At 68.4% G+C, this 20,119-nt stretch carries 25 protein-coding genes; 4 read left to right on the top strand and 21 right to left on the bottom strand.

Going from position 1 to position 20,119, the window contains the following annotated elements:
• The first annotated feature begins 6 nt into the window (after positions 1-6).
• The 4 genes from ACZ6S0_RS45755 (at position 7) to ACZ6S0_RS45770 (ending at position 2,964) form a co-directional block, all read left to right on the top strand.
• A complete protein-coding gene (locus tag ACZ6S0_RS45755) occupies positions 7-834 on the top strand; it encodes a GntR family transcriptional regulator (protein ID WP_465926053.1) in 828 nt (275 codons plus the stop codon).
• A gap of 6 nt (positions 835-840) precedes the next feature.
• Complete coding sequence (locus ACZ6S0_RS45760; RefSeq protein ID WP_465926055.1) at positions 841-1,542, top strand: PP2C family protein-serine/threonine phosphatase; 702 nt, start codon at positions 841-843, stop codon at positions 1,540-1,542.
• A gap of 173 nt (positions 1,543-1,715) precedes the next feature.
• Positions 1,716-2,534, top strand: coding sequence for a GntR family transcriptional regulator (locus ACZ6S0_RS45765; protein WP_465926057.1), 819 nt, complete (start codon positions 1,716-1,718; stop codon positions 2,532-2,534).
• Between the two features lie 67 nt (positions 2,535-2,601).
• Entirely contained in the window at positions 2,602-2,964 is a 363-nt protein-coding gene (locus ACZ6S0_RS45770) for a hypothetical protein (protein WP_465926059.1), read from the top strand.
• A gap of 146 nt (positions 2,965-3,110) precedes the next feature.
• On the opposite strand, the gene hisG is transcribed toward ACZ6S0_RS45770, so the two are convergent.
• The 21 genes from hisG to ACZ6S0_RS45875 form a co-directional block, all read right to left on the bottom strand.
• On the bottom strand, positions 3,111-3,962 hold the full coding sequence (gene hisG, locus ACZ6S0_RS45775; RefSeq protein ID WP_465926061.1) for an ATP phosphoribosyltransferase: 852 nt from the start codon (positions 3,960-3,962) through the stop codon (positions 3,111-3,113).
• A gap of 90 nt (positions 3,963-4,052) precedes the next feature.
• A complete protein-coding gene (locus ACZ6S0_RS45780; RefSeq protein ID WP_465926063.1) occupies positions 4,053-4,760 on the bottom strand; it encodes a hypothetical protein in 708 nt (235 codons plus the stop codon).
• Positions 4,760-6,091, bottom strand: a complete 1,332-nt coding sequence (locus ACZ6S0_RS45785; RefSeq protein ID WP_465926065.1) for a glycosyltransferase family 4 protein — start codon at positions 6,089-6,091, stop codon at positions 4,760-4,762. The genes ACZ6S0_RS45780 and ACZ6S0_RS45785 overlap by 1 nt, the downstream gene beginning before the upstream one ends.
• A 174-nt stretch (positions 6,092-6,265) precedes the next feature.
• The gene (locus tag ACZ6S0_RS45790; RefSeq protein ID WP_465926067.1) at positions 6,266-6,643 is read right to left on the bottom strand and encodes a hypothetical protein; all 378 of its coding nucleotides are present in this window, start codon (positions 6,641-6,643) and stop codon (positions 6,266-6,268) included.
• Positions 6,644-6,733: 90 nt separating this feature from the next.
• A complete protein-coding gene (locus ACZ6S0_RS45795) occupies positions 6,734-7,498 on the bottom strand; it encodes a CHAP domain-containing protein (protein ID WP_465926069.1) in 765 nt (254 codons plus the stop codon).
• The gene (locus ACZ6S0_RS45800; protein ID WP_465926071.1) at positions 7,482-7,748 is read right to left on the bottom strand and encodes a hypothetical protein; all 267 of its coding nucleotides are present in this window, start codon (positions 7,746-7,748) and stop codon (positions 7,482-7,484) included. The genes ACZ6S0_RS45795 and ACZ6S0_RS45800 overlap by 17 nt, the downstream gene beginning before the upstream one ends.
• The gene (locus tag ACZ6S0_RS45805) at positions 7,745-8,002 is read right to left on the bottom strand and encodes a hypothetical protein (RefSeq protein ID WP_465926073.1); all 258 of its coding nucleotides are present in this window, start codon (positions 8,000-8,002) and stop codon (positions 7,745-7,747) included. The genes ACZ6S0_RS45800 and ACZ6S0_RS45805 overlap by 4 nt, the downstream gene beginning before the upstream one ends.
• 42 nt (positions 8,003-8,044) lie before the next feature.
• Positions 8,045-8,386: a hypothetical protein gene (locus tag ACZ6S0_RS45810; RefSeq protein ID WP_465926075.1), complete on the bottom strand. Its 342-nt coding sequence runs from the start codon at positions 8,384-8,386 to the stop codon at positions 8,045-8,047.
• Entirely contained in the window at positions 8,383-8,784 is a 402-nt protein-coding gene (locus ACZ6S0_RS45815) for a hypothetical protein (protein WP_465926077.1), read from the bottom strand. Before ACZ6S0_RS45815 ends, ACZ6S0_RS45810 begins: the two co-directional genes overlap by 4 nt.
• On the bottom strand, positions 8,784-9,455 hold the full coding sequence (locus tag ACZ6S0_RS45820; RefSeq protein WP_465926079.1) for a hypothetical protein: 672 nt from the start codon (positions 9,453-9,455) through the stop codon (positions 8,784-8,786). Before ACZ6S0_RS45820 ends, ACZ6S0_RS45815 begins: the two co-directional genes overlap by 1 nt.
• 23 nt (positions 9,456-9,478) lie before the next feature.
• Positions 9,479-12,286, bottom strand: coding sequence for a hypothetical protein (locus ACZ6S0_RS45825; RefSeq protein WP_465926081.1), 2,808 nt, complete (start codon positions 12,284-12,286; stop codon positions 9,479-9,481).
• Positions 12,219-13,370 carry a hypothetical protein gene (locus ACZ6S0_RS45830; RefSeq protein ID WP_465926083.1) on the bottom strand — a complete coding sequence of 384 codons (1,152 nt, stop codon included), beginning with the start codon at positions 13,368-13,370 and terminating at the stop codon, positions 12,219-12,221. The genes ACZ6S0_RS45825 and ACZ6S0_RS45830 overlap by 68 nt, the downstream gene beginning before the upstream one ends.
• Positions 13,371-13,981: 611 nt before the next feature.
• Positions 13,982-14,863 (bottom strand): hypothetical protein, encoded by an 882-nt coding sequence (locus tag ACZ6S0_RS45835; protein WP_465926085.1) that lies wholly within the window; start codon positions 14,861-14,863, stop codon positions 13,982-13,984.
• Between the two features lies 1 nt (position 14,864).
• Positions 14,865-17,114, bottom strand: a complete 2,250-nt coding sequence (locus ACZ6S0_RS45840) for a phage tail protein (RefSeq protein WP_465926087.1) — start codon at positions 17,112-17,114, stop codon at positions 14,865-14,867.
• Positions 17,115-17,332: 218 nt separating this feature from the next.
• Entirely contained in the window at positions 17,333-17,509 is a 177-nt protein-coding gene (locus tag ACZ6S0_RS45845; RefSeq protein WP_465926089.1) for a hypothetical protein, read from the bottom strand.
• On the bottom strand, positions 17,506-18,021 hold the full coding sequence (locus tag ACZ6S0_RS45850) for a DUF7426 family protein (protein WP_465926091.1): 516 nt from the start codon (positions 18,019-18,021) through the stop codon (positions 17,506-17,508). Before ACZ6S0_RS45850 ends, ACZ6S0_RS45845 begins: the two co-directional genes overlap by 4 nt.
• On the bottom strand, positions 18,018-18,497 hold the full coding sequence (locus ACZ6S0_RS45855) for a phage tail tube protein (RefSeq protein WP_465926093.1): 480 nt from the start codon (positions 18,495-18,497) through the stop codon (positions 18,018-18,020). Before ACZ6S0_RS45855 ends, ACZ6S0_RS45850 begins: the two co-directional genes overlap by 4 nt.
• A gap of 71 nt (positions 18,498-18,568) precedes the next feature.
• Entirely contained in the window at positions 18,569-19,027 is a 459-nt protein-coding gene (locus ACZ6S0_RS45860) for a minor capsid protein (RefSeq protein ID WP_465926095.1), read from the bottom strand.
• Positions 19,024-19,398, bottom strand: a complete 375-nt coding sequence (locus ACZ6S0_RS45865; protein WP_465926097.1) for a hypothetical protein — start codon at positions 19,396-19,398, stop codon at positions 19,024-19,026. Before ACZ6S0_RS45865 ends, ACZ6S0_RS45860 begins: the two co-directional genes overlap by 4 nt.
• A complete protein-coding gene (locus ACZ6S0_RS45870) occupies positions 19,395-19,706 on the bottom strand; it encodes a hypothetical protein (protein WP_465926099.1) in 312 nt (103 codons plus the stop codon). Before ACZ6S0_RS45870 ends, ACZ6S0_RS45865 begins: the two co-directional genes overlap by 4 nt.
• Positions 19,707-19,716: 10 nt before the next feature.
• Positions 19,717-20,115 (bottom strand): hypothetical protein, encoded by a 399-nt coding sequence (locus ACZ6S0_RS45875; protein WP_465926101.1) that lies wholly within the window; start codon positions 20,113-20,115, stop codon positions 19,717-19,719.
• Between the last annotated feature and the right edge of the window lie 4 nt (positions 20,116-20,119).

Raw genomic sequence — 20,119 nt, forward strand, 5'->3', positions numbered from 1 at the left:
TTTCGGGTGCAGCACTCGCGCTATTTGGACATCGCCGCCGACATCCGGCGAAGGGTCCACGCTGGCGAGTGGAAGCCGGGTTCCCGTCTTCCACGCCTGAACGATCTTGCGGCGGAGTACGGGGCGAACCGCGACACGATCGGGCGGGCCGTTGGAGCGCTGGAAGCCGAAGGCGTGGTGTGGGCTGTGCAAGGTCGCGGCATCATCGTCCGGCACGGCATGATGCGCCTGCGCAGGCCCCGCGGAAACCTGGTGAAACGCAACAAGGCCACCCCGCGGGCAGGTTACTCGTTCCCCTCGGCCTCCGGCCAAGAGAAGTGGAAGCACCACATCACGCCCTTGGCTGGACATGAACCGCTGACCGACCCGAGGATCGCCAAACTGCTGGGCGTCGAACCCGGCACCCCCGTGATGCGTCGGTTCCGAGTCACTGGCCCTGAGTCCGAGCCGCCGTTCCAGATCAACATCTCGTGGATTCACCCTCGGGGAGTGGGCGACGCGCCTGAGGTGGCGTCCGAGGACCCCGGCCCAGGCCACTGGCTGTATCTGCTGGAGAAGGCCGGCCACTGGCCGATCAGTTGGACCGAGTTCCACCGGGCACGCACGCCGACCGCTGATGAGGCCCGTCTGCTGGAGATTCCGATCAGCCTGCCCGTACTGGAGATCGTGCGCGTGGGCACCTCCGGAGGCGACGGCCAGCCAATCGAGGTCACTGAGTACATCGTCGCCAGCGACCGGGTAGAAACCGTGCACGTACTGCACCGGGACGAGTCCGCGCAATCGCCCTGGCCTGACATTCAGGGTCCGGCAGACGAGATCGAGACCGGCAGGTGAACGCCCATGAGCCGACTCACCGTTGAAGCGTCCGCTCGCACGCACGTTGGGCTCGTACGCCGCCGCAACGAGGACGCCGTCTACGCCGGTCAGAACCTGTTCGCCGTCGCTGACGGCCTCGGCGGACACGCTGCTGGCGACATCGCCAGCACCACAGTGATCGACACACTCAAGCCCTACGATCACTCACACCCGCCTGCGGACCTTCCTACGCTGCTTGGCCAGGCGATCCACTCCGCCAACCAGACCCTGCGCCACCGGATCGAAGCCGAACCGAAGCTGGCGACCATGGGCACCACGCTGGTGGCCATGCTCTGGTCTGGGACCACAGCCGCCCTCGCCAACATCGGAGACTCGCGGGCCTATCGGTTGCGAGACGGCGACCTCACCCAGATCAGCGAAGATCACACGTACCGGAACCTCGTGGCGGATGCGGCCGATGTACCCAATCTGCCCGAGAGGATCACACGGTTCCTCGACGGCCGAGCCGATGGACGTTCCCCTGACCTGACCTCGCACCGCTTGCGCCTCGACGACCGGTTTCTGCTGTGCTCGGACGGCCTGAGCGGCGTCGTCCCGACCGACGTCATACGGGAAATTCTGACCTCGATCACCGATCCACAGGACGTGGCTGAGCGCCTGATCACACTGGCCCTGGAGGGCGGTGGCCCGGACAACATCACCGTGGTCGTCATCGACGTCAGGTAACTGTGGGAGGCGCTCCGCGCGAAAATGTTGGTGGTGTTGCGGGAAGCCGCAGAGCGTCCGCCCGAGGGGATCCGACGAAAGAACCAATGTCGCCATGGCCCGAGTTGACCATGGCAGCGTGAGAGGCGGAAACCCGCTCGACAGATCGTTGTCATGCGCATAACATGCGTGGCATGCCCGCCGACTCCACCACCTACCAAGACGTAGCCAACGACCTCCGCAAGAAGATCATCGACGGCTCGTACCCAGTCGGCTCGTACCTGCCGAACGCCGACAAGCTCATGGCCCACCACGGGATCTCGACCAACACCCTCAGTCGGGCTTACAAGCTCCTCGTCGCGGACGGACTGATCCGGCGCGTCCCCCGCTACGGCATGCTCGTGCAGGACCCCAACCCGCCGCTCGTGGACCTGATCCTGCACAACCCGCACGGCCACGGCCCGCTCCCCTGGTCCGAGTGCTGCAAGCTCGCCGGCCTCGACGGGCGCATGATCACCACCTCTGTCACCAGCAAGGGCGCCGAGCAGGACGTCGCCCAACTGCTCGGCATCGACGCCGACGCCGCAGTGACGATCCGAACCCGGATCGCCTTCGTTGGCCCTGTCACCGAGGACGAGCCGAGCGACGAGTCCGCCAACAAGACGATCTCCTGGCTTGACGGCCACGGCTATGCGCCAGTCCGGCTGGACCAGGCCATCTACCCGCGCGAACTCGTCGAGGGCACGCCGATCGCGACCGAGCGGAAGGTGCCCGGCGGCATCTACACCACGCTCGCCCAGGCCGGCCACGCCCCCGCGGCCGTCACTCGGCGCACGATCGGGGCGCGGCTCGCGACCGACGACGAGGCCGCGTGGCTCAAGCTCGCCAAGGGGTCGTGGGTGCTGGCTGCTGACCAGGTCATCGCAGACGAGCGCGGCCGGGCGATCGAGCTGCTGCGGATCGCGGCAAACCCGAATCGCGTCCAGTTCACAGAGGAGCAGCTTCCTGTCTGACGCGCGCGAGTCGAGAGGATGGCGCAGCCGAATGTCCACGCCCCACAGGTCTGAAAGAGTGCGGCAGATGCGAGACCTCGTCGCCACTCTCGCCTTTTGGATCAACGAACCCGATGATGAGCAGACTCGCCAGGCCCGGTTTGGGCGCTACCGAAACGTGGCCAGTCACGCCCAGCGCCTGGTCGAGTTGCTCGCCACCGTCGAAATGGACCTGATCGCGGCTGGCCACCGGACTGATGACCTTCAGACTCATGACATCGCCAACCTGGTGCCTGCCCTTATGGCGTCGAACGGGTGGGTTTTCCGCTCGCAGGTGTACTTGGAGGTGATCGCCGAACTGGATCGTCCAAACGGATCCAGGATGTTGCCTACCAGCGTCTCAACGGACAATGACGACTTCGGTCCCCCAACCGGGGACGGGGCGGCCTGAGCACGTGGAAACTGGAGCCCCTTTCTGTTGCACCCATGGCGGAGCAGAACAACATGATCGGACGTTGACAAAGCATGAGCGACGCGAAAGAGGCCCCCACCCGCCTTGCCTTGTCGGGCGAAGCGGGTGGGGGCCTCCTCGTGGTCTTAGACGCGGCAGGCGTGTATCCGGGTGGTCAGGATGGCGCGAGCGCCGACGGCCTCCAGCTTGTCCATGAGGGACTGGGGCTGGTCAGCGGGGACCATCGCGCGCACTGCCACCCACCCCTCGCGGTGGAGCGGGGAGACGGTGGGCGATTCCAGGCCGGGGGTGAGCGCGATGGCTTGCTCGACGCGCTCGACGGGGATGTCGTAGTCCATCAGGACGTATCGGCGCGCGACCATCACGCTCTCCAGGCGACGCAAGAAGCGCTGTTCGGCGTCCTGCGCGGGTCGTGCTCCGGCGGGGCGGATGACGATGGCTTCGGACTCCATGATCGGCTCACCGATGATGGTCAGTCCGAGGTTGCGCAGGGTCGTCCCCGTTTCGACGACGTCAGCGATCACGTCAGCGACGCCCAGCCGCAGCGACGTTTCCACCGCGCCGTCCAGGTGGACGATCCCTGCGGCGACCACGCCGTGCTCAGCCAGATGCTTCTCGACAAGCCCGACGAAGGAGGTCGCGATCGTCTTCCCGGCGAGGTCATGCACCGTTTCGGCGATCCCGGATGCTCCAGCGAAGTGGAACGACGCTGGAGCGAAGCCCAGGGTGAGGGCTTCGTCGGCGGCGGCCCCGGAGTCCCACAGCAGATCACGGCCGGTGATGCCGATGTCCAGCTTGCCGGACCCGACGTAGACGGCGATGTCGCGGGGCCGTAGGAAGAAGAACTCGACGCCGTTGGCTGGGTCCTCGACGACGAGTTCTTTGGCTTCGCTTCGCTGTCGGTATCCGGCCTCGTGGAGCATCTCCGACGCTGGAGCCGACAGGGAGCCCTTGTTCGGGATGGCGATACGCAGCATGGAACGTCCTCGGTGTCGTCGATGATTGGATGTCATCGTGTCACGGGGGCGTGGCCCGAGATCGTCATTTCGGGCCACGCCACGCGCGTGTTACAGCAGTTCGCCTGCGGCGATGCTGTCGTTGAACAGGGTGTCGAAGCTGGCTGGCGCGAGGTAGCGGGCGAACAGCGGGTCACTTCGCAGCGCAGCCCGGGGCCTACCGGTGAACGCTGCCTCCAAATACATCAGGCGGCGCAGCCATTTGGCGTGGATACGCCGCTTGACCAGGTCCAAGGGCTCCCCCTCGGGCAGGCTCATCAGCTTCGCCGTGCTGATCAGCCGGTTGGTGTCCAACAGCCGCAGAGCACCAGCCACGTCGAACCCCAGGTTGGTGAACTGCGGGTCGTTCAGGTCCGGCAGGAACACCTCCTCGGCGCCGCCCCTGGCCAGCAGACCGCGCGTGATGCCGATGAACTGCTGGAGCTGGGCGCGGCGACCGTGGGTGAGGTCGTCGCCGTGGATCCGGTTCAGCGGCAGCGACGTATCGACCTGGACCCACTCCTTGACCAGCAGCGTCCGGGAGATATGCGCATCCTCATCCGGGGCGAACAGCCGCTGGGCGGGGATCAGGCCCGGCATGTCGGCGTACGCCTTCATCAGGTAGGCGTGCTCGCGACGGACCTTGGCCGCGGTCAGCTCGGGGCAGTCCATCTTGAAGAGTTGAACGCACCAGCGGCTGCCGGGCCGGTGGTACACCTCGCTGTGGTTGCCCTCCCCGATCTTCTCATAGTGGGTTCGCGGCCGGGTCAGTAGCGCCATCACCGGCCTCCCCCGTGCATCGCCGCGGTGGCGGTGATGGCGTCGTGGTAGCCGTCGAACATGGCGTCGAGGCTGAACCGTTCCGCGCTGGCGCGTCCTGCCCGGCCCATGCGCGCGTGCAAGGCGTCGTCGCCGAGCAGCGCTTCCAGCGCTACGGCGATCTGCTCCGGGTCGTGCGGAGGGACCAGCAGCCCGGAGACGCCGTGTTCGATGTACTCCAGCGGCCCGCCATGCGCAGTGGCGATGACGGGCACACCGGCCAGCATCGCCTCCAGGTTGGCGTATCCGAACGGTTCCGGCTTGCGTGAGGGGTGCACCGCGACGTGCGCGCCAACGTAGCAGGACACCACCTCCTCGCGGGTGAGTTCGTCGAGGAGGAACACCTTGCCGTCCAGGTCGAGATCGGCGATGAGCGACCGAAGTTCCTGCTCGTATTCGGGGGCGCGGCTGTCGAGCATGCCCGCGCCGTTGAACACCATGCACGTGCCCTCCAACCGGCCGCGCTCCGCAAGTATGCGGGCCGCGTGGATCACGTCCTGGTGGCCCTTCCAGGCGACTCGCCTGGCGCACACCAGTATGACCCGGAGCCCTGGCGGCACCTTGTTGCGTTCCCGGACCCGCTCCCACACCGCGGCGGCCTCGGCTCGCCGCAGCCGGGCGGTGAAGGCGTTGATGTCCATCCCGTTGAGCACCTTGCGCACGGCGTGTTCGGGGAGTCCGGCCGCGTACAGTTCCTGCCGCACCGATTCCGACACGGCGATCACTGTCACTTGCGCGCCGTCCGTGAGCTGGCGGGCCAGGTAGTCGAACCGGCGCGCGAAGTCGGGCCCGCTGTCGTTGATCACTCCGGTCAGATGGACCTTGCCGAGCAGCCCGAGTTCGTGGGCCTTCAGCAGGCTGACGAGAGGGTTGATCGACTGGGCCAGGACGTGCGGGATGCCCGCGGCGCCGATGGCGCAGGCGTATTGCGTGGCCAGCAACGACCACACCTGGTTGCCTGGGTCGTCGATCGTGTCTTCGTAGAAGTGTTGGACGAGGTGTTCGCTCTTGTGACCTCCCTGGTACAGGAGCTTGGGTAGTGCTGTGGCGATCTCCCGGACGGTCACGGCCAGCCCTTCGGGCGTCTGGAGTTCGTAGACACCGCCGGGTGTGGTCGCGCCCGTCTTGGTGAGCGCGACCCGGATTCCAGGAGTGTGCCGGGCCAGGCCGGCCAGCAGTTGGTGAGTCCGTGTGACCAGTCCCGATTCGCGGGAGGTACGAAGCTGGCCGGTGGCGGTCAGCTTTCCCCTCACGTCGTAGGCACAGATGTGCAGAGCAGGCAGGCAGTGCATGGTGTTTCCCTTTCGCGAGGAATTGGGGTCACCGTACGACTGACCTCCGCCGTTTGTCGGGCATGTGTGCGAATTCGTGGCCGCCGCCTCAGGCGGACATGTCGGCCTGAGAATGCGAAAGAGGCCCCACCCGCCAAAGCGGGTGGGGCCTCCTCCTGTCTGAGCATCCGGAGCCTACGGCAGCCGTTCCTCTACGACGACCACGTGCGCGACCGGCCCCGTCTTCGGGGACACCTGGCCGCGCAGGACCAGACCGAGCACCGCCGACAGCAGCAGGATGAACGCAGCCGTCTGCGTCGGGGGGAGCACCAGCCAGAAGTGGGAGACACCGGTGAGGATCGTGGACACTGCGCCGGTCAACGCCGAGATGACCCACGGCCGGGTCTGCCAGGCGACGATGAGCGCGAGCGCGCCGGAGCCGATCGTGGAGATCCAGCCCGCGGCGGTCTCGGTGAGGCCAAGGGCCGGGATGGTGACGAGGAACGCCAGCAGCGCGTTCAGCACGTACATGATCGTCGCAGGCTCCTGCCCGAAGACAGAGCGCTTGGTCATGCTGGTCATGAGGGTCCTCCAGACATGGAGAAGGCCCGCACCATGGCGGGCCTGGCATGAGAAAAGTTGGCGGAAACGCCAACGAGCGATCTACGAGACGCGCATGAGCGCGGGCCAGGTCTTCGGCCCGACCACGCCGTCGTCCTTCAGCCCGGCCGCCCGCTGGAATGTGCGCACCGCGTCATGCATCGGCTCGCCGAACACGGTGTCGTCTACGCCGCCGTTGACGCCGAAGCTTCGCGCGTGCAGCAGGTAGAAGACGGTCTTGACGTGCCAGCGGAGCGGGTCCGTCTTGCTCTTGCCCGCTCCGAGACGAAGCGTCGGCAGGTCCTTCACGATCTCCTCCGTCCAGGTCAGCGCCGGAGCGGCTGGGGGCTTGGTGGCCGGTGCAGGCAGGTAGGCGGGGTAGCCGAACCCGGCCACGTTGGCGAGGGAGCGCTCGCGGCGCTTCACCCGGTTCTCGGTGTTGCCCTCGATCGTCACGATCGTCCGGCCGCCGTTCTTGACGGCCTCGACGATGCCGACGTGGTCGATCGCCAGGATGTCGCGGGAGCCACCCCAGTCGAAGAACACGATCGCGCCCTTCTTCGGGGTCCGCCCCCACTGGCCGCGGTTCTTGAACCACCGCGCGTGGGACGGCGTGTAGGCATGATCCCCGACAACGCCGATGAGCCCGGCCTGGGCCGCGCACCAGGCCACGAACATGTCGCACCACGCGGCCGTCGCCCACGACGCGGGTTTGTCGTGGCGCTTCGCCCACCACGACCCGTACTTCGTCCAGCCGGTCGGAGACTCGGTGGTACCGAGCTGGCCGCGAACGACGGCGAGCAGGCGGTCTTCAGGTTTCGTCGCCACGAGCCACATCCTCCTTCGCCTCATCGCTCGCGTTGTCCAGCCACACGATGCGGGTGGCGCCGCCATGACCATGGATCGCATCGGCATCGGCGAATCGGTCCCAGTGCACCGACGACGGTCGTACGCCCCGCCACCGCACAGACGCGGACCCGTCTGGCCACAGGACGCCGTCCGCCACGTGCCCAGTTCCGGACGCGCCCGTGATATCGCGGTCGCGCTGGAGGTAGAAGCGGCGGGCGTAGGCGCTCACTCGGCCACCTCGCTCTCATCGTCTTCGACGGCGCTGCCAGGCTCCTGCGGCAGCTCGGCCTGAGCGGGGTCGAGCGCGGTCACGCCCGCGTCCGCGTACGGCGGCAGCGGCATCTGACCGTCCAGGATCGGGACCTCCTCGGACAGGTCCGGCATGGAGGGGTGGGACATGCTGGTCTCCTTGAGAGCGAGCCAGTCAGCGACGCTCATCTTGAGCTCGTCGTCGCTGATGCGGATGGGAAGGACAGCGGGCACGACATTCACGCCGTCCCGCGCGCGGAACACGATCAACAGGGCTCAGCCGCCGTCCCGGTGCCCGCGGTGCTGCCGGAGGTGCTCGGCCAAGCCGTCCTCGACCCGGCGCACCGAGGTTTCAAGCCGGTCCACTGCGTCGCGCAGGCTGGTGCCGTGGTTCGGGTGCAACTCGCTCTCGATCACGGCGATCCGCTCAGAGATGCCCGGCCGTGCCTCCACGCCGGCTCGCGCGGGTTCGCCTTTCCAGTCGTCGAGGAAGTCCTTCAGAGCGGTGAACGTCCGCCACAGCCAGGCACCACCCTTGGCCAGCACTCCGAGCAGCGCGAGGCCCCCGGCGATGGTCCCGGCCACGACGAACACCTGCACGAGCGAGTCTCCCGTCACAGAGGAACCGACTCACCGTTCAGGTGGTGCGTCACCTCATAGCCGTCGTACCGGCGCACCGCCACCGCGCGGCCCTGAGCAGCGAGCGCCTGGGCGAACTCCACAGCCGACACCGGCTCCGTCTTATAACCGGTGAGCCCGGTCGGCCTGTCCACGACGGCGTACAGCACCCACGCTGGCGGTGGGGCGGTGGTGTCACGCACGCACACCATCCACGTCCGATCGCTGCGGATCACCGTCTGGCCACCCGCGTAGATGGCGCGCACCCCGGCGTGGCCGTACTTGTAGAACAACGTGGCCGCCGCCTCAACCTTGGCCACGTCCGGACCGGGGCCGCCCTGAGGGTCGTCACCGATCGGCAGTTCAATGTCAGTGTCAGTGGGCGTGAATAGCAGCATCAGGCATCTCCTTGTCGAGGTTGCATGCCGACGAACGTGCCGCCCGGCTTGAGCTGGAACGTGGGCTGCGGTAGCTGGTCAGTGCGGGAGGCGCGCAGCCACTCGGCGGCCATACGCCGTGCGCCAATGCGCACGGGGTCGAGCCGGATCAGCGACGTGATCGGCTCCAGCGGGTCGGCGGGCGCCACCTGGTCAGAGCCGACGTAGGTGAGCGCGTCCGCGCGCATCGTCTGCGGCGCGGGCTCCAACTGCACCCGGTGCTCCTTCACCGCGGCGATCCGGGCGAGGTACGCGGCCCGCCGTTCCTCCTCCGACACGCCGGGAGTCCAGCACGTGGGCAGGCCGTGCGTCGCCTTCAAAACCGCGACAGCAGACGGATCGGTGCGGGTGAGCACGTCATCCGCCGCTGGGATGTACGGCTCATGGAGCGCGACGTCGAGCAGCGTAGCCACGTCGTCGGGGTCGAGCCCGTACAGGGCGCACCGCCACTCCAGCAGCGTGTGCGGCAGCGCGTGATGGATCTCCACCCCGGTCGCCGGCGCGTACTGGTAGACGCACCAGAGCGGTTCGGCCCCGTCCACGTGCGGCGCGACCGGCGTAGGTGTCTCGTGGAGCGGCGTCTGGGTGTAGGACAGCTCGGCGTCCCACACCTGCACCACCTCAGCAGGCATGATCAAACCCCTTCGTGGGTGTGTTAGTGGCGGTGCGACCACCAGTAGATGGCGAACCCGTCCGGGAACGACGAGCTGATCCGAAACCCGGTCGGGAGCGACTCGGTCTCGTACCACGACCCCGAGGGCGTGTGCGACGTGGGGCTGCTGATGCCGCGCCTGAGCACGCACACCGGCCCCATGTTGCCGTCCATCTCCGTGCCGTACGACAGGAACCGGATGTTGGCTCCGGACCCGGCCGACGCAAACGTGATGGACCCGGCGAGGATGCCTGCCGTTGAGCCGAGGATGGTGAAGTCCCACCACTTGCCCACGTGCCGGGTCCGGCCGCTGTTGTCGAACCAGAAGTATTGCTCCCGCGAGGCGTCCTTGAAGTAGCCATATCGGGCGTAGCCTTCGGCCAGCTCCATGAGGCCGCCGTTGGAGTTGGTCAGGGTGGAGTCCCGGACCTGCATCTGCATGAACCCCGCGGCGATCAGCGTCTGGGATGCGGCGGTCGCTCCGGAGTTGGTGCCGGAGGTGACCTCGAACGTGGCCTCGCCCGCGAACGAGTCGTCCCTGGTGCGCAGCCGGGTGTAGTTCGTGCCCGAGCCGGCGGGGATGAACCGCATCTCCGGATACGTCGCGCCGGGCGGGGCGAACTCCAGACGGCGGCCGGTCGCGGCGGTGCGGATGAACGCGCCGGTGATGGTCTTGCCATCGATTGCCGTGGCAGTCAGGCGGGTCGCGTCCACCGACCCGGCCGCGAGTTTGTCGAGCGTGACCGCGTTCGCCTTCAGGTGCGGGGTCTCGATCGTCAGGGCCTGGATCAGGCCGCCGGTGATGGTGTTGGCGACGACGGCGTCGGCCGCGTTCACCGTGCCGTCGATGATGTTCGCCCCATCGAGCACCTTCCCGATGACGTCGCCGTTGACGAGTGGTTGCGTCGCGATCGAGGCGCTGGCCGAGGGGGCGGATTCGTTGCCGCGCCGGTCCAGCGACGTGAGCCGGAGCCACCGCGGGCTGTTGTACGGCTGGTCGGCGATCAGAGCGGAGCCGGCCGCCCGTAGATGGTCCACCACCGTCCACGGGCCATCAACGGCCGATGCCATGTGGACACGGACGTGCTCGAAGTCCGGCGGCATCGGCTCCCCCACCGACCCGAGCCCGTTCCAGGCCGCGTCGATCACGCCAAGCCGCGTGGATAAGACCGGCGTGGAGGGGACCGGCGGCGGGGTCACATCGTCCGGCACCAGGACCACAAACTCGCTGCTGAAGGTGCCCTTCGTGCCCTGCGCGGTCGCGCGCACCTTGAACGCGTACGTGGTGGCCACCACCAGCGGCGAGTACGTCGCCGTGGTGTCGTCCGAGGTCGCGATGTGCCGCCACACCTCACCCGTCGCGTTGACGCGGGCGTACAGCTCGTAACCGTCCACGTCCAGCGCCACACCTGCGGTGTCGGCCGTCACAGGGCTCCAGGTGGCGGTGATCTGCCCACGCGCGAACCCGTGCTCGTCCACGTACGCCGCGGTGGCGACGATGAGCCCGGCCGGGGCTGCGGCGACGCGCCCGCTCGGCTCCGGAGCGGGCTCCCCGCCCGTGCCGCCAGAGGAAACGCCGCCCGCGAGCATCCCCGCCGCCTGCCGGGCGAGCCTGATCTCGCGTTCGATAAACCGGTCGTTCAGGACGAGGTTGCCGCCGAGTGCGCCGTCGCCGTCCGCCGACACGGTGATCTGCCGGACCCGGAGCGGCTCCATCACCCCTCCGTCGCCGGGGGCCTGCACCACGTCGCCCGGCCGGTAGTGCACCAGCGGCAGCCACCGCGCCGCCCCGAACCGGATGCCGCGCGTGAGCTGGGTCCGCTCGCGGCCTGCGCGTTCAAGGGCGTTGGCGCCAAGGAGGACCGCGGTCCCCTGGTCGGTCACCCCACCCTGAGACTGGGATGTTTCCCACCGTCCCCACGGCGCGGGCGCGGACGGGTTGGTCACCTCTACGGTGAGCCCGGCCTCGCCGCGCACGAGGATCGCGGTCGCCAGATCCTCGAGAGTGGCGGTGGTGGGGGCGTCGTCGATGTCGCGGCCGAGCCGCAGGTCCACCGGGGCCGGACCGGCGGCCAGGTCCTCCCCGAGCGCGGTGCTTTCGTTGTAGGCGCGGAGCGTGCGTCCGGACATGGTCCAGTCCAAGACGCCCTGCTCGGACAGGTTGATCAACAGCGTGAGCAGGTCGGTGCCAGGCTCGATCTGGAGCGTGAGCGTCTTGTCCCACGGGGCCCCGGCGCTGTCGTGGGTGGTGGTGAATGCCGCCCCGAGCCCAGGCAGAGCGCCGCGCGCCTGGGCCTCGTCCACGAACGTCCGCAGGATCGCCCCCGCGCTGACGGCCGAGAACGGCCGCTTGCCGTCCACCGTGACCGGACCTGCGTAGAGGAGCAGCTTGCGCAGCATCCACGCGTAGCCAGGGCAGTCGTACGTTCGGGCACCGCTCTGGTCGGTGGCGTTGCTGCCGCGCTTGATCCGCAGGAAGCGGGCGTCGTTCGGCTCCAGCCACGGGCCGCCGCCGACCGACACCTCCACTGCCAGCTCGATGGGTTGCTCCAGCCGCTCGGAGCCGACCCCGGCCGCCGGGTAGGTGAGCTTGAGTGAGGGGACGTCGTTGAGCGGCATCCCGGCCTCGAACCCGAGATGATGCGGCAGGAGCCCCAACTGGTCGCCGTTGGGGGCGTGGACGACCAGGCGCAGCGCGTATGGCTCCGGCTCCCCGGGGGTGATGACCTGCACGACGTTCCTCTCACGGGCGGTGGGCGAGGTGGGCGATCCGGCGGCGTAGTCGGATCTCGTTGTCGGCGAGCCGGTCATCGAGGACGAGGTTTCCGCCGATAACCCCGCGATCGGTGCGCGTGAGCGTGATCTGCCGCACCCGCAGGCCGACCCGCTGCCCGGCCTGGCCGGGCGCGTAGATCCGGTCACCGGGCAGGTAGTCCCGAAGCGGCAGCCATCGTGCTCTGGCCAGCGACAGCTCGCGGGTGCGCTGCACGCGCTCGACCGCGCCGCGCAGGAGCAGGGATTCGCCGACGAGGTTAGCGGCGGTCGCCTCGGTCACGCCGACCTGGCGGACGCCTATCTCCCAGCGTCCCCACGGAAGGGGCGTGCCGACGTTGACGCGCTCGACGCGGAAGGAGTTGTCGCCGACGACGTACGCGGCGCTGGCCAGGTCCTCCAGCGTGCCGACGTCGGGGGCGGCCCGGATGTCCCGGCCGGCGGCGAGCTCGACGGGCGTTGGGAGGATGGTGAGGTCGCGGAAGATCGCTGTGCCGGGTCGCCACGCGGACAGCGTGCGGGGGCCAGTCATGCGGATGTCGATCAACCCGGCGTCCACGAGCGTCAGGAGAACGGCGAGGACGTCGGTGCCGAGTGGTACCCCGAGGCCGAACGTCTGGTTCCACGACAGCAGGGCGGTGTCGAGGCTGCCGGTGAACGTCCACGCGAACCCTGTCAGGGCGCCGCGGGCCTGCGCCTCCGTCAGGAGGCTGTTCATGATGAACCCGGCGGTGGCGTTCGGTGTCGGGCTGCCGTAGACGCGCTGGCCGTTGACGGGGGCGATCGAGGCGTGCGCGTACGTGACCGTCTTGCGCAGCACCCACAGGTAGCTCGGGCAGTCGAACCGCCAGGTACCGGCGGGGTCGAGATGGTCGCCCTCGCGGCGGGCGAGGAGGAACCGGCCGTCGCCGTTCTCGGTCCACACGTTGCCGTCCGCTGACCATTGGACGCCGATCTCGCACGGCTGGGCGATCAGGGCGGCGCCGACCGCGTGCGAGCTGTAGGCGAATTTGAGGCTGGGCACGTCGTTGAGGGGCCACGCGACCTGGATGGACAGCGGGTGCGGCAGGAGGCCGAGCCGTGCCCCGTTGGGGGCGTACGCGACGAGGCGGAGGTCGAACATATACGCCTCCGTCCGCCCATAATGCGCCATTTAGCGGTGCGCGGCGTAAAGGCCGTTTTGCCCTAAATTTCGCCTGACTTTTTTGACTTGCCAATCCGTCACATAGCAAGACAAAGAGCGTTTTGTAGGCACGAAAATCGAACAAGATGCGGACCGGAAAATCTCCGAGTTCGTTCCGATGCCACTACGATTCATGGAAGCTGCACAACATACTCGTCAGCCGGTCGGTTCCAATTGGGTCGGCCGGAGACCGGGGCTGACCTCCCAATATGGGCGTGGTCCGGTCATAGGGAGAGCGTGTTGCGCGGCATCTATGGGGAACCTGGCGACGAGGACCGGGTGTTGCTTCTGCAACTCCTTCTCATCCTCCTCGACTGGGCCCTAAATAGGAACGGACTCAGCAGCTTGATCGGCTACTGAGTCCGCCCACACGACGGGGCCCCGGTTGGAATTCGCGAGTCCGCCGGGGCCTCGTTTCCGTGTTCCTGCCTAGGCTAGCCCAACCACTCATGTGTTATGGAGAGTTGGGCACCATACTGTTAGCGAGATTACCCTTACGCTTCGTAGTTAGCCAGTTGCGGTATGTGTTCATCGTGAGAGTTGCATCGCAGCTACAGAAACGCGCGGCACGCTCGGATTTCGAGTCTCGATGCGGCGGTGACGCCGGAACCGGAACACGAGATGAGCACCGCCCGAGAGAACGGGTCTCCCACCGCCACGGCCGGGGTGAGGTGCAACCACCGCGACGCACTCCCCGGCCCGAACACCGAGATCACACCGGTCCTGTCGGTGCCCGTCGCGAGGTCGAACGTGTCCGTGGTGACGATGGCGGCGCGCATCGCTGCGCAGTCGATGAGCAGCCGCTGACCCGCGGTGATGCTGTTGCTGCCGGAGGTGAGCAGCCCGACCGCACCCTGCGTGGCCACGTCACGGATGGTGATGCTCGTGGCCGGACCGGTGACGCGGATCAGCGCGTCGGTGATGGGCGCGGTGCTCCCGGAGAGGGTCGTGACCGTCTGGTTGGTGGAGTTCGCCGACCCCTCCCAGGTCGTGACGGCCTCGTCCCGCCAGTACACGCCAGGCACCTCGACGACCACGGTCAGCTTGGCGCGGGCGGCACCGGTGTTCACCTCAGGTTCACTGGCCGCCGTAACGGTCACGTCGGCCACCCGGACGATGGCGCCGGCCTCATAGCGCAGCGACATCAAGCGATGCCGGACACCGAGCAGCACGCCCAGCGCCTCCAGGTTGGCCTCCATCTGAGAGAAGCCGCCGTCTGCCCCGGCCGGGGTCGCTCCGGTTACCGCGAATGTCAAGGAGAACGAGGTCACCTCGTGATCGAGACCCGTGATGGGCAGTTCGCCGGCACGGCCCGGTACGGTCACCCGGACCGCTCGCGCGCCAGGCAGCGGGCGGCGCTGTGTGCCCCGCTTGAGCTTCCAGCAGCCCGCGGGGTGATCCAGCGGGACGCCGTCGAGCGTGTAGGACGGCACGCTAGATCACCCCCAGAGCACCCGCGAGCTGGAGCCCGCGGTTGACACTCGTGCTGGTCGGTTCGGCTTGCGGGTAGTAGTTCGTCTGGTGGATCACAGCCCGCGCGCTGCCGAGCCCGCCGCCGGCGAGCTGGTCGGGCACGTCCACGCCGGGCACGGCCAGGTTCGGCATCGCTGTGGAGGCGGCCATGGCGGCGACCTTCCGCAGCGACGCGGTCACCAGGCCCGCGCCCTGGTTGATGCCGCGCGCCATACCAGCGGGGATCATGCTGCCGATCCACGCGAAGATGCGGCTCGGGCTGTGGATGCCGAGCGCGTTCTTCGCCGAGTTGACGATGTTGGAGAAGAAGTTGCGGACGTTGTTGTACAGGCTGCCTGCCAGCGACTGGAGCCGGCTCCAGAAGCCGGACACCACGTCCTGCGCGATGCCCGCCATGGTCGAGCCGATCCCCGACACGGCGGACTTGATCCGGCCTGGCAGTTGGGTGAACCAGCCGATCAGGTTCGTGCCGATCCAGCGGCCGATCGCGTTGACCATGTCCGGGATGATCGAATTGCCGACGAGGACGTTGTACATCCACCGGAAGACCGCGACCCCGGCCTCGATCAGCGGCTTGATCTGAGCGACGACCTGGGCGACCTTCACTCCGAACTGCGCGAACCCCGCCCCCAGCCGGACCAGCATGGGCAGGATCGGGATCAGGGCGGGGAGGACCTGCTGGATGACCATGACCGCAAGATCAGTCAAAATCGGAAGAAGAGGCAGCATCGCCCTGGCTAGTTCGACAAAGGCAGGAATCAGCCCATTGAGGAGCGATGGGACGAGCTGGAGGAACGGCGGCAGCACCTGCTGCACGACCGCAGCCGCGATCTGACCGAAGGCCGCATAGACGGGCTGCATCAGCGGTCCAAGCTGGGACAAAGCGCCCGAAACGGCTATGAGCGCTGGTTGCAGGGCTTCTGCCAGTGCCGCGATCACAGGGCCGAGCACCGCCGATAGGTTGGTCAGGGCGATACCCAGGACCTGGCCGAGGATCCCGGCGAGCTGTGCCACGATCGGCAGCAGCGGCGCCACCGCCACCAGCGCGGCCGACAAGCCCTGACCCAGTTGGAGCAGCCCAGCCTGCAACTCCGGGCTGGCGAACGCGCGAGCCAGCATCTCCGCGACCACGGTCAACCCCGGTCCCAGCGCGGCCAGGGCCGGCCCAAGCGCCGAGACCGCGGCGGCCAGCCCGGGACCGAGGGCGGTCGCGATGTTGGCGATGTGCGGCGCGATCTGCGCGACCGCGCCTCCGAGCGCCGTGAAGATCGGAAACAGGGCGCTTCCGACCTGCGACAACGACCGGAAGATCGCGACCAGGATCTCCTGGCCCCGCGCCGAGTTCAGGAACTCGTTGACCTTGCCGAGCAGTTGCCCGACGACGCCCAGCGCGCCCGTGCCGCCGGTCTCCATCGCCGAGAAGACCGCGCGGACGATGCCGAAGACGTTCGTCAGGATGCCGCCGAGCTGCTTGAAGACTGCCAGCGCGCCCTGCATCCAGCCGAGCGCCCGGCCGCTCGCGGCGGCCTGCGACAGGAACTCACCGAACCTCTGCGCGGCGGAGGCGATCCCCGGGGCGAGCCCGGACGCGAACTGCGAGCCGACCACCGCGATGTCGCGGAACCCAGCCAGCAACGGCTGGATCGCAGGCCGGATCGCGGCCACAGCGGACCGCAATGAGGCGAAGATCGTCGTCAGGGCTGAGGCGGTGGCCGACGAGGCGGCGAACCGCGCCACCTCCGTCGCCGCGAGACCGAACTCGCTCGCCACCCCGGACATGCCTGTCTGGAGGGGGCCGACCAGCGCGTCGGCGACCGCCCGGATCTGGCCTGCCAGCGGAGCGAAGAAGGCATCCTGGACCGCGCTCCGTAGCCCGTCGATCGACGGCTTGAGTGACCGCACTTCGCGGGCCGCGGCCTGCGCGGCGGGTGAGAGCCCTTGAAGGCTCTCCTCGAACCTTTTTGGATCATCGCCGAGGGCGGCTTTGAAGGCGTCGCTTACCCCGGACAGGGCCAGCTTGAGCGTGGCCAGTGCGCCGACGCCGAGCGCGATCACGCCTGGCCAGGCCGCCGCGATGCCGATCGCCGGAGCGAGTGCGGCCACGAACTGGGGGCCGCCTTGCGCTGCCGCGGCGAGCCCGGCCGCCATCACCGACCCGGCCAGCGACATGGCCGTGAACCGGGTTCCGAGCGCGGCGCTGGAGCGGGCCATGGCCCCGGCGTGGGAGGCGAACTCCTTGGCCTTGTCGCGGAAGAAGTTCAGCGCCCGCCGCAGCGGGCCGGTCAGCCGGTCCCGCAGGCTGATCGTGCCGAACAGCTCTCCGACGTTGAGCGCCACCGCTCCACCGCCTTCCGGATAAAAAGGTCACGAGGGCGAGAGGGCGGGGTTTCGTTCGCGGAACCGCAAACGAGCGGCGGCGGTGGCGGCGGTCAGATCTTGCGACCGCCCGGGTCGAGCGCCCGAGCCAAGCGAGTGTCAGCGGTGAGCAGACCAACAATCCGGGTGCGCAGCCCCCGCCAGGAGCGGGCGCGCAACTGGGCTGGCTCGTCGAGGTCGATCCCGAACACCTGGTGGAGATCGGCCTCGACGAGCGTCCACAGCTTCAAGATGTCGTGCCAGGAGACGCGCCGCCCTTCCGAGAGCGAGAGTCCGTCGTCCGGGTCGTACCACTCTGCGAGCCCCGTGACCGGGTCGATCGGGCCTGCGCTGCTGCCGCCCGACGCTGCGCCCGATTCGGGGCCGTCGCTTCCCCCGCAGGGGACTCCCAGTGCTTGGCCGCAGCCTCGATCCCGGCCGCGACCCAGATGAGCGCGGTCTGCCCGACGTGCTGCCGGGTCGGCCAGTCCAGCTTGTCAGCGATCATCTCGTCGTAGACAGGGCCCAGGATCCTCTTGTCGAGGTCCTTCTCCTGGTCGTCGTCGAGCACGGTCTCGGCGAGGTGGTTCAGGCCCGCCTCGTCCACGTCTTCCCCCGCCTCGGCGGCGAGAGCGGCGTGCATGAGCCGCTGGCACAGCAGTCCGATCTCCCCATCCGTGGGTGGGATCACGTACACCTTGCCCTTGATGGGCAGCCGCAGCGACGGGTCGAAAAACTCGTCAAGGTCGCGGAAGGACGTCACGGAGCCACCAGCGGGTTCTCGATCTCGGCGTCCTCGCCCGAGCCGAGCAGCGTGAAACTGAACGGTTCGAGGTCGGTCTTCTCGCCGCCGACCGTGAACTCGTTGACCTGGCAGGTGCCCTGGTACGCCTCCGGGCTGCCGTCGCGCCTGTACCAGCGGACCTCGATGAACGCGCCGAGACCGACCTTGCGGGCGGCCGTTCGGATGTACTCCTGCCCGGCGTCGGGCACGAACACCTCGCTGTTGTTGCGCTTCCTCTTGCCCTCGGCCTCGATCTTCCACTTCCGCTCGGTGATGACGTCCGAGCCGTAGCCCGACTCGTCATCGAAATTGCCGTCGTCCTCGACGTTGTCGTCCGTGGTCTTCTCGAACTTGGACAGGCCCCGGACGGGCGTCCACGCGGGCACGGTCGCGCCCACCCCGGCGGTGTTCACATCCATGCGCCAGTGCTTGGCGAGCATGCTCACCAGAGCCATGATTGTCTCCATTTCGTGCGCACGGGCACTCCGGCCATGCCGGAGGCCGCGAAGAAGGAAAAGAAGGCGGGCTAGTCGTCCCGCTGCGGAGTGGGCCAGTGCACCATCAGCTCGTAGGAGTCGGCCCGTTCCCACCGGCCGGTCCCGTCGCGGCCGGGCGGCGCCACCACTGTCCGCCGCGCCAGCAGTACCAGCACCCCGGACGGCAGCCGCGTCTCGGTCAGGCCGTGCAGCACCGCGAAGATGGCGTCGGCGTAGTCGCCGACGTCGCGCGGATCGCCCTTGGCCCGCATCCGCGCCTGCACCAGCACGGTCGAGTCGCCGCTGTCGAGGTCGTCGCTGCCGGTCCCGTAGATGGCCAGCGAGATCGCTGTGTCCGGGGTCGCGGGCAGACCACCGATCGTCAACGCGAGCTGGTTCGCGGTGTACTTGCCGACCGGGTTCCACACCCCCACCCCGCGCGCGGCGAGCAATGCGGCCAGCCCGTTCAGCAGCCCTCGCGAATACTCGCCGGGCAGGGGTGTGGTCATCCGCCGAGCGCCTTCCGGACTGCCTTGGCCACGATCGCCCGGACGGTCGCGGCCTCCTCGTACAGCGTGGTCTCCAGGAACTTCGGCTGCCCCTTGAGCGGGTGCTCCCAGTCGAGCTGCTCATGCTGGGCGACCGCGTACGGCTGGTCGTAGGAGATGACTCCGTCCAGGTTCGACCGGTCCACCTGGGCGCTGCCCGACCGTTCCAGGTCGCCGGTCTGCCACGGCACGCGCGGCTCAGTCATGGTCAGCACGTGCTCGGTCGCTGCCTGAAGCCCGGTCTCGATCGCCCGGCGCGCTCGCGCCTCCAGTTCCTCCGGGTTGACATGCAGGTCAATGCGCACGCCCGCGTCGATCGCGCGTTGCGTCATCGGCACACCACCTCCGTGTGATCGGGCGTGGGCAGGCCGCCGCCGGTCCGGTTGTGGGAGGCGATGACCGTGGTCGTGCGACCGTTGACCGTCACGCGCGACCCTTCGGGGCAGCGGGTGCCGGGCGGGAAGAAGATCGTCGTATCGCTGACCGTCTCGCTGCCTTCGGCATTGCGGACCAGCCGCCGCTCGTCATCCACGAGGCACCGCTCAGGCACAGGAGGGCCGAAGATCGGCCCGTACGCGCCCTCACCCTCGAACGGCTCGATGACCGCCTCGTGCGTGAACACCCACTCCGGGATCAGCACCGCGACCACCTCACCATGCGCCCTGGTCGATCACGAAGCCCGGCAGGAGCCCGGCCGTCCGCAGGATCGACGCCGCGTCCGGAGCGTGCCGGGCCGGCCCCGCCTCGCGCCCGCCAGCGCGGTCGAGCTTGACGGAGCCGATCTGCACCGACTTGAAAGCCGCCGCGACGCCGTATGGGTCGCCGACCGCCAGCGACCAGGCCGCCTGTGCACACGTCGCCCGCTTGATGGCCTCGGCCTCCTTCGGGGCGTTCGGCATCTCGGTCGCCGGGTCCACGTCATAGACCGCGGTCACCAGCAGCTCGTCTATCCGCTCCGAGGCGCGGGCCAGCACCGCGTCGATTCCTGCCGGGGCCGACTGCCCGGTGTAGGCCGCATAGTCGTCCGCGGTCGCGTACACCACCGCCACCACA

This window comes from Nonomuraea sp. NPDC051298 (assembly GCF_055586305.1).

What these genes read in the sequence shown, in the direction of transcription:
- ACZ6S0_RS45760 (WP_465926055.1), top strand. Translation starts at nt 841, where the DNA reads ATGAGCCGACTCACCGTTGAAGCGTCCGCTCGCACGCACGTTGGGCTC.
- ACZ6S0_RS45765 (WP_465926057.1), top strand. Translation starts at nt 1,716, where the DNA reads ATGCCCGCCGACTCCACCACCTACCAAGACGTAGCCAACGACCTCCGC.
- ACZ6S0_RS45770 (WP_465926059.1), top strand. Translation starts at nt 2,602, where the DNA reads ATGCGAGACCTCGTCGCCACTCTCGCCTTTTGGATCAACGAACCCGAT.
- hisG (WP_465926061.1), bottom strand. Translation starts at nt 3,962, where the DNA reads ATGCTGCGTATCGCCATCCCGAACAAGGGCTCCCTGTCGGCTCCAGCG.
- ACZ6S0_RS45780 (WP_465926063.1), bottom strand. Translation starts at nt 4,760, where the DNA reads ATGGCGCTACTGACCCGGCCGCGAACCCACTATGAGAAGATCGGGGAG.
- ACZ6S0_RS45785 (WP_465926065.1), bottom strand. Translation starts at nt 6,091, where the DNA reads ATGCACTGCCTGCCTGCTCTGCACATCTGTGCCTACGACGTGAGGGGA.
- ACZ6S0_RS45790 (WP_465926067.1), bottom strand. Translation starts at nt 6,643, where the DNA reads ATGACCAAGCGCTCTGTCTTCGGGCAGGAGCCTGCGACGATCATGTAC.
- ACZ6S0_RS45815 (WP_465926077.1), bottom strand. Translation starts at nt 8,784, where the DNA reads ATGCTGCTATTCACGCCCACTGACACTGACATTGAACTGCCGATCGGT.
- ACZ6S0_RS45820 (WP_465926079.1), bottom strand. Translation starts at nt 9,455, where the DNA reads ATGCCTGCTGAGGTGGTGCAGGTGTGGGACGCCGAGCTGTCCTACACC.
- ACZ6S0_RS45825 (WP_465926081.1), bottom strand. Translation starts at nt 12,286, where the DNA reads ATGACCGGCTCGCCGACAACGAGATCCGACTACGCCGCCGGATCGCCC.
- ACZ6S0_RS45830 (WP_465926083.1), bottom strand. Translation starts at nt 13,370, where the DNA reads ATGTTCGACCTCCGCCTCGTCGCGTACGCCCCCAACGGGGCACGGCTC.
- ACZ6S0_RS45840 (WP_465926087.1), bottom strand. Translation starts at nt 17,114, where the DNA reads ATGGCCCGCTCCAGCGCCGCGCTCGGAACCCGGTTCACGGCCATGTCG.
- ACZ6S0_RS45855 (WP_465926093.1), bottom strand. Translation starts at nt 18,497, where the DNA reads ATGGCTCTGGTGAGCATGCTCGCCAAGCACTGGCGCATGGATGTGAAC.
- ACZ6S0_RS45860 (WP_465926095.1), bottom strand. Translation starts at nt 19,027, where the DNA reads ATGACCACACCCCTGCCCGGCGAGTATTCGCGAGGGCTGCTGAACGGG.
- ACZ6S0_RS45865 (WP_465926097.1), bottom strand. Translation starts at nt 19,398, where the DNA reads ATGACGCAACGCGCGATCGACGCGGGCGTGCGCATTGACCTGCATGTC.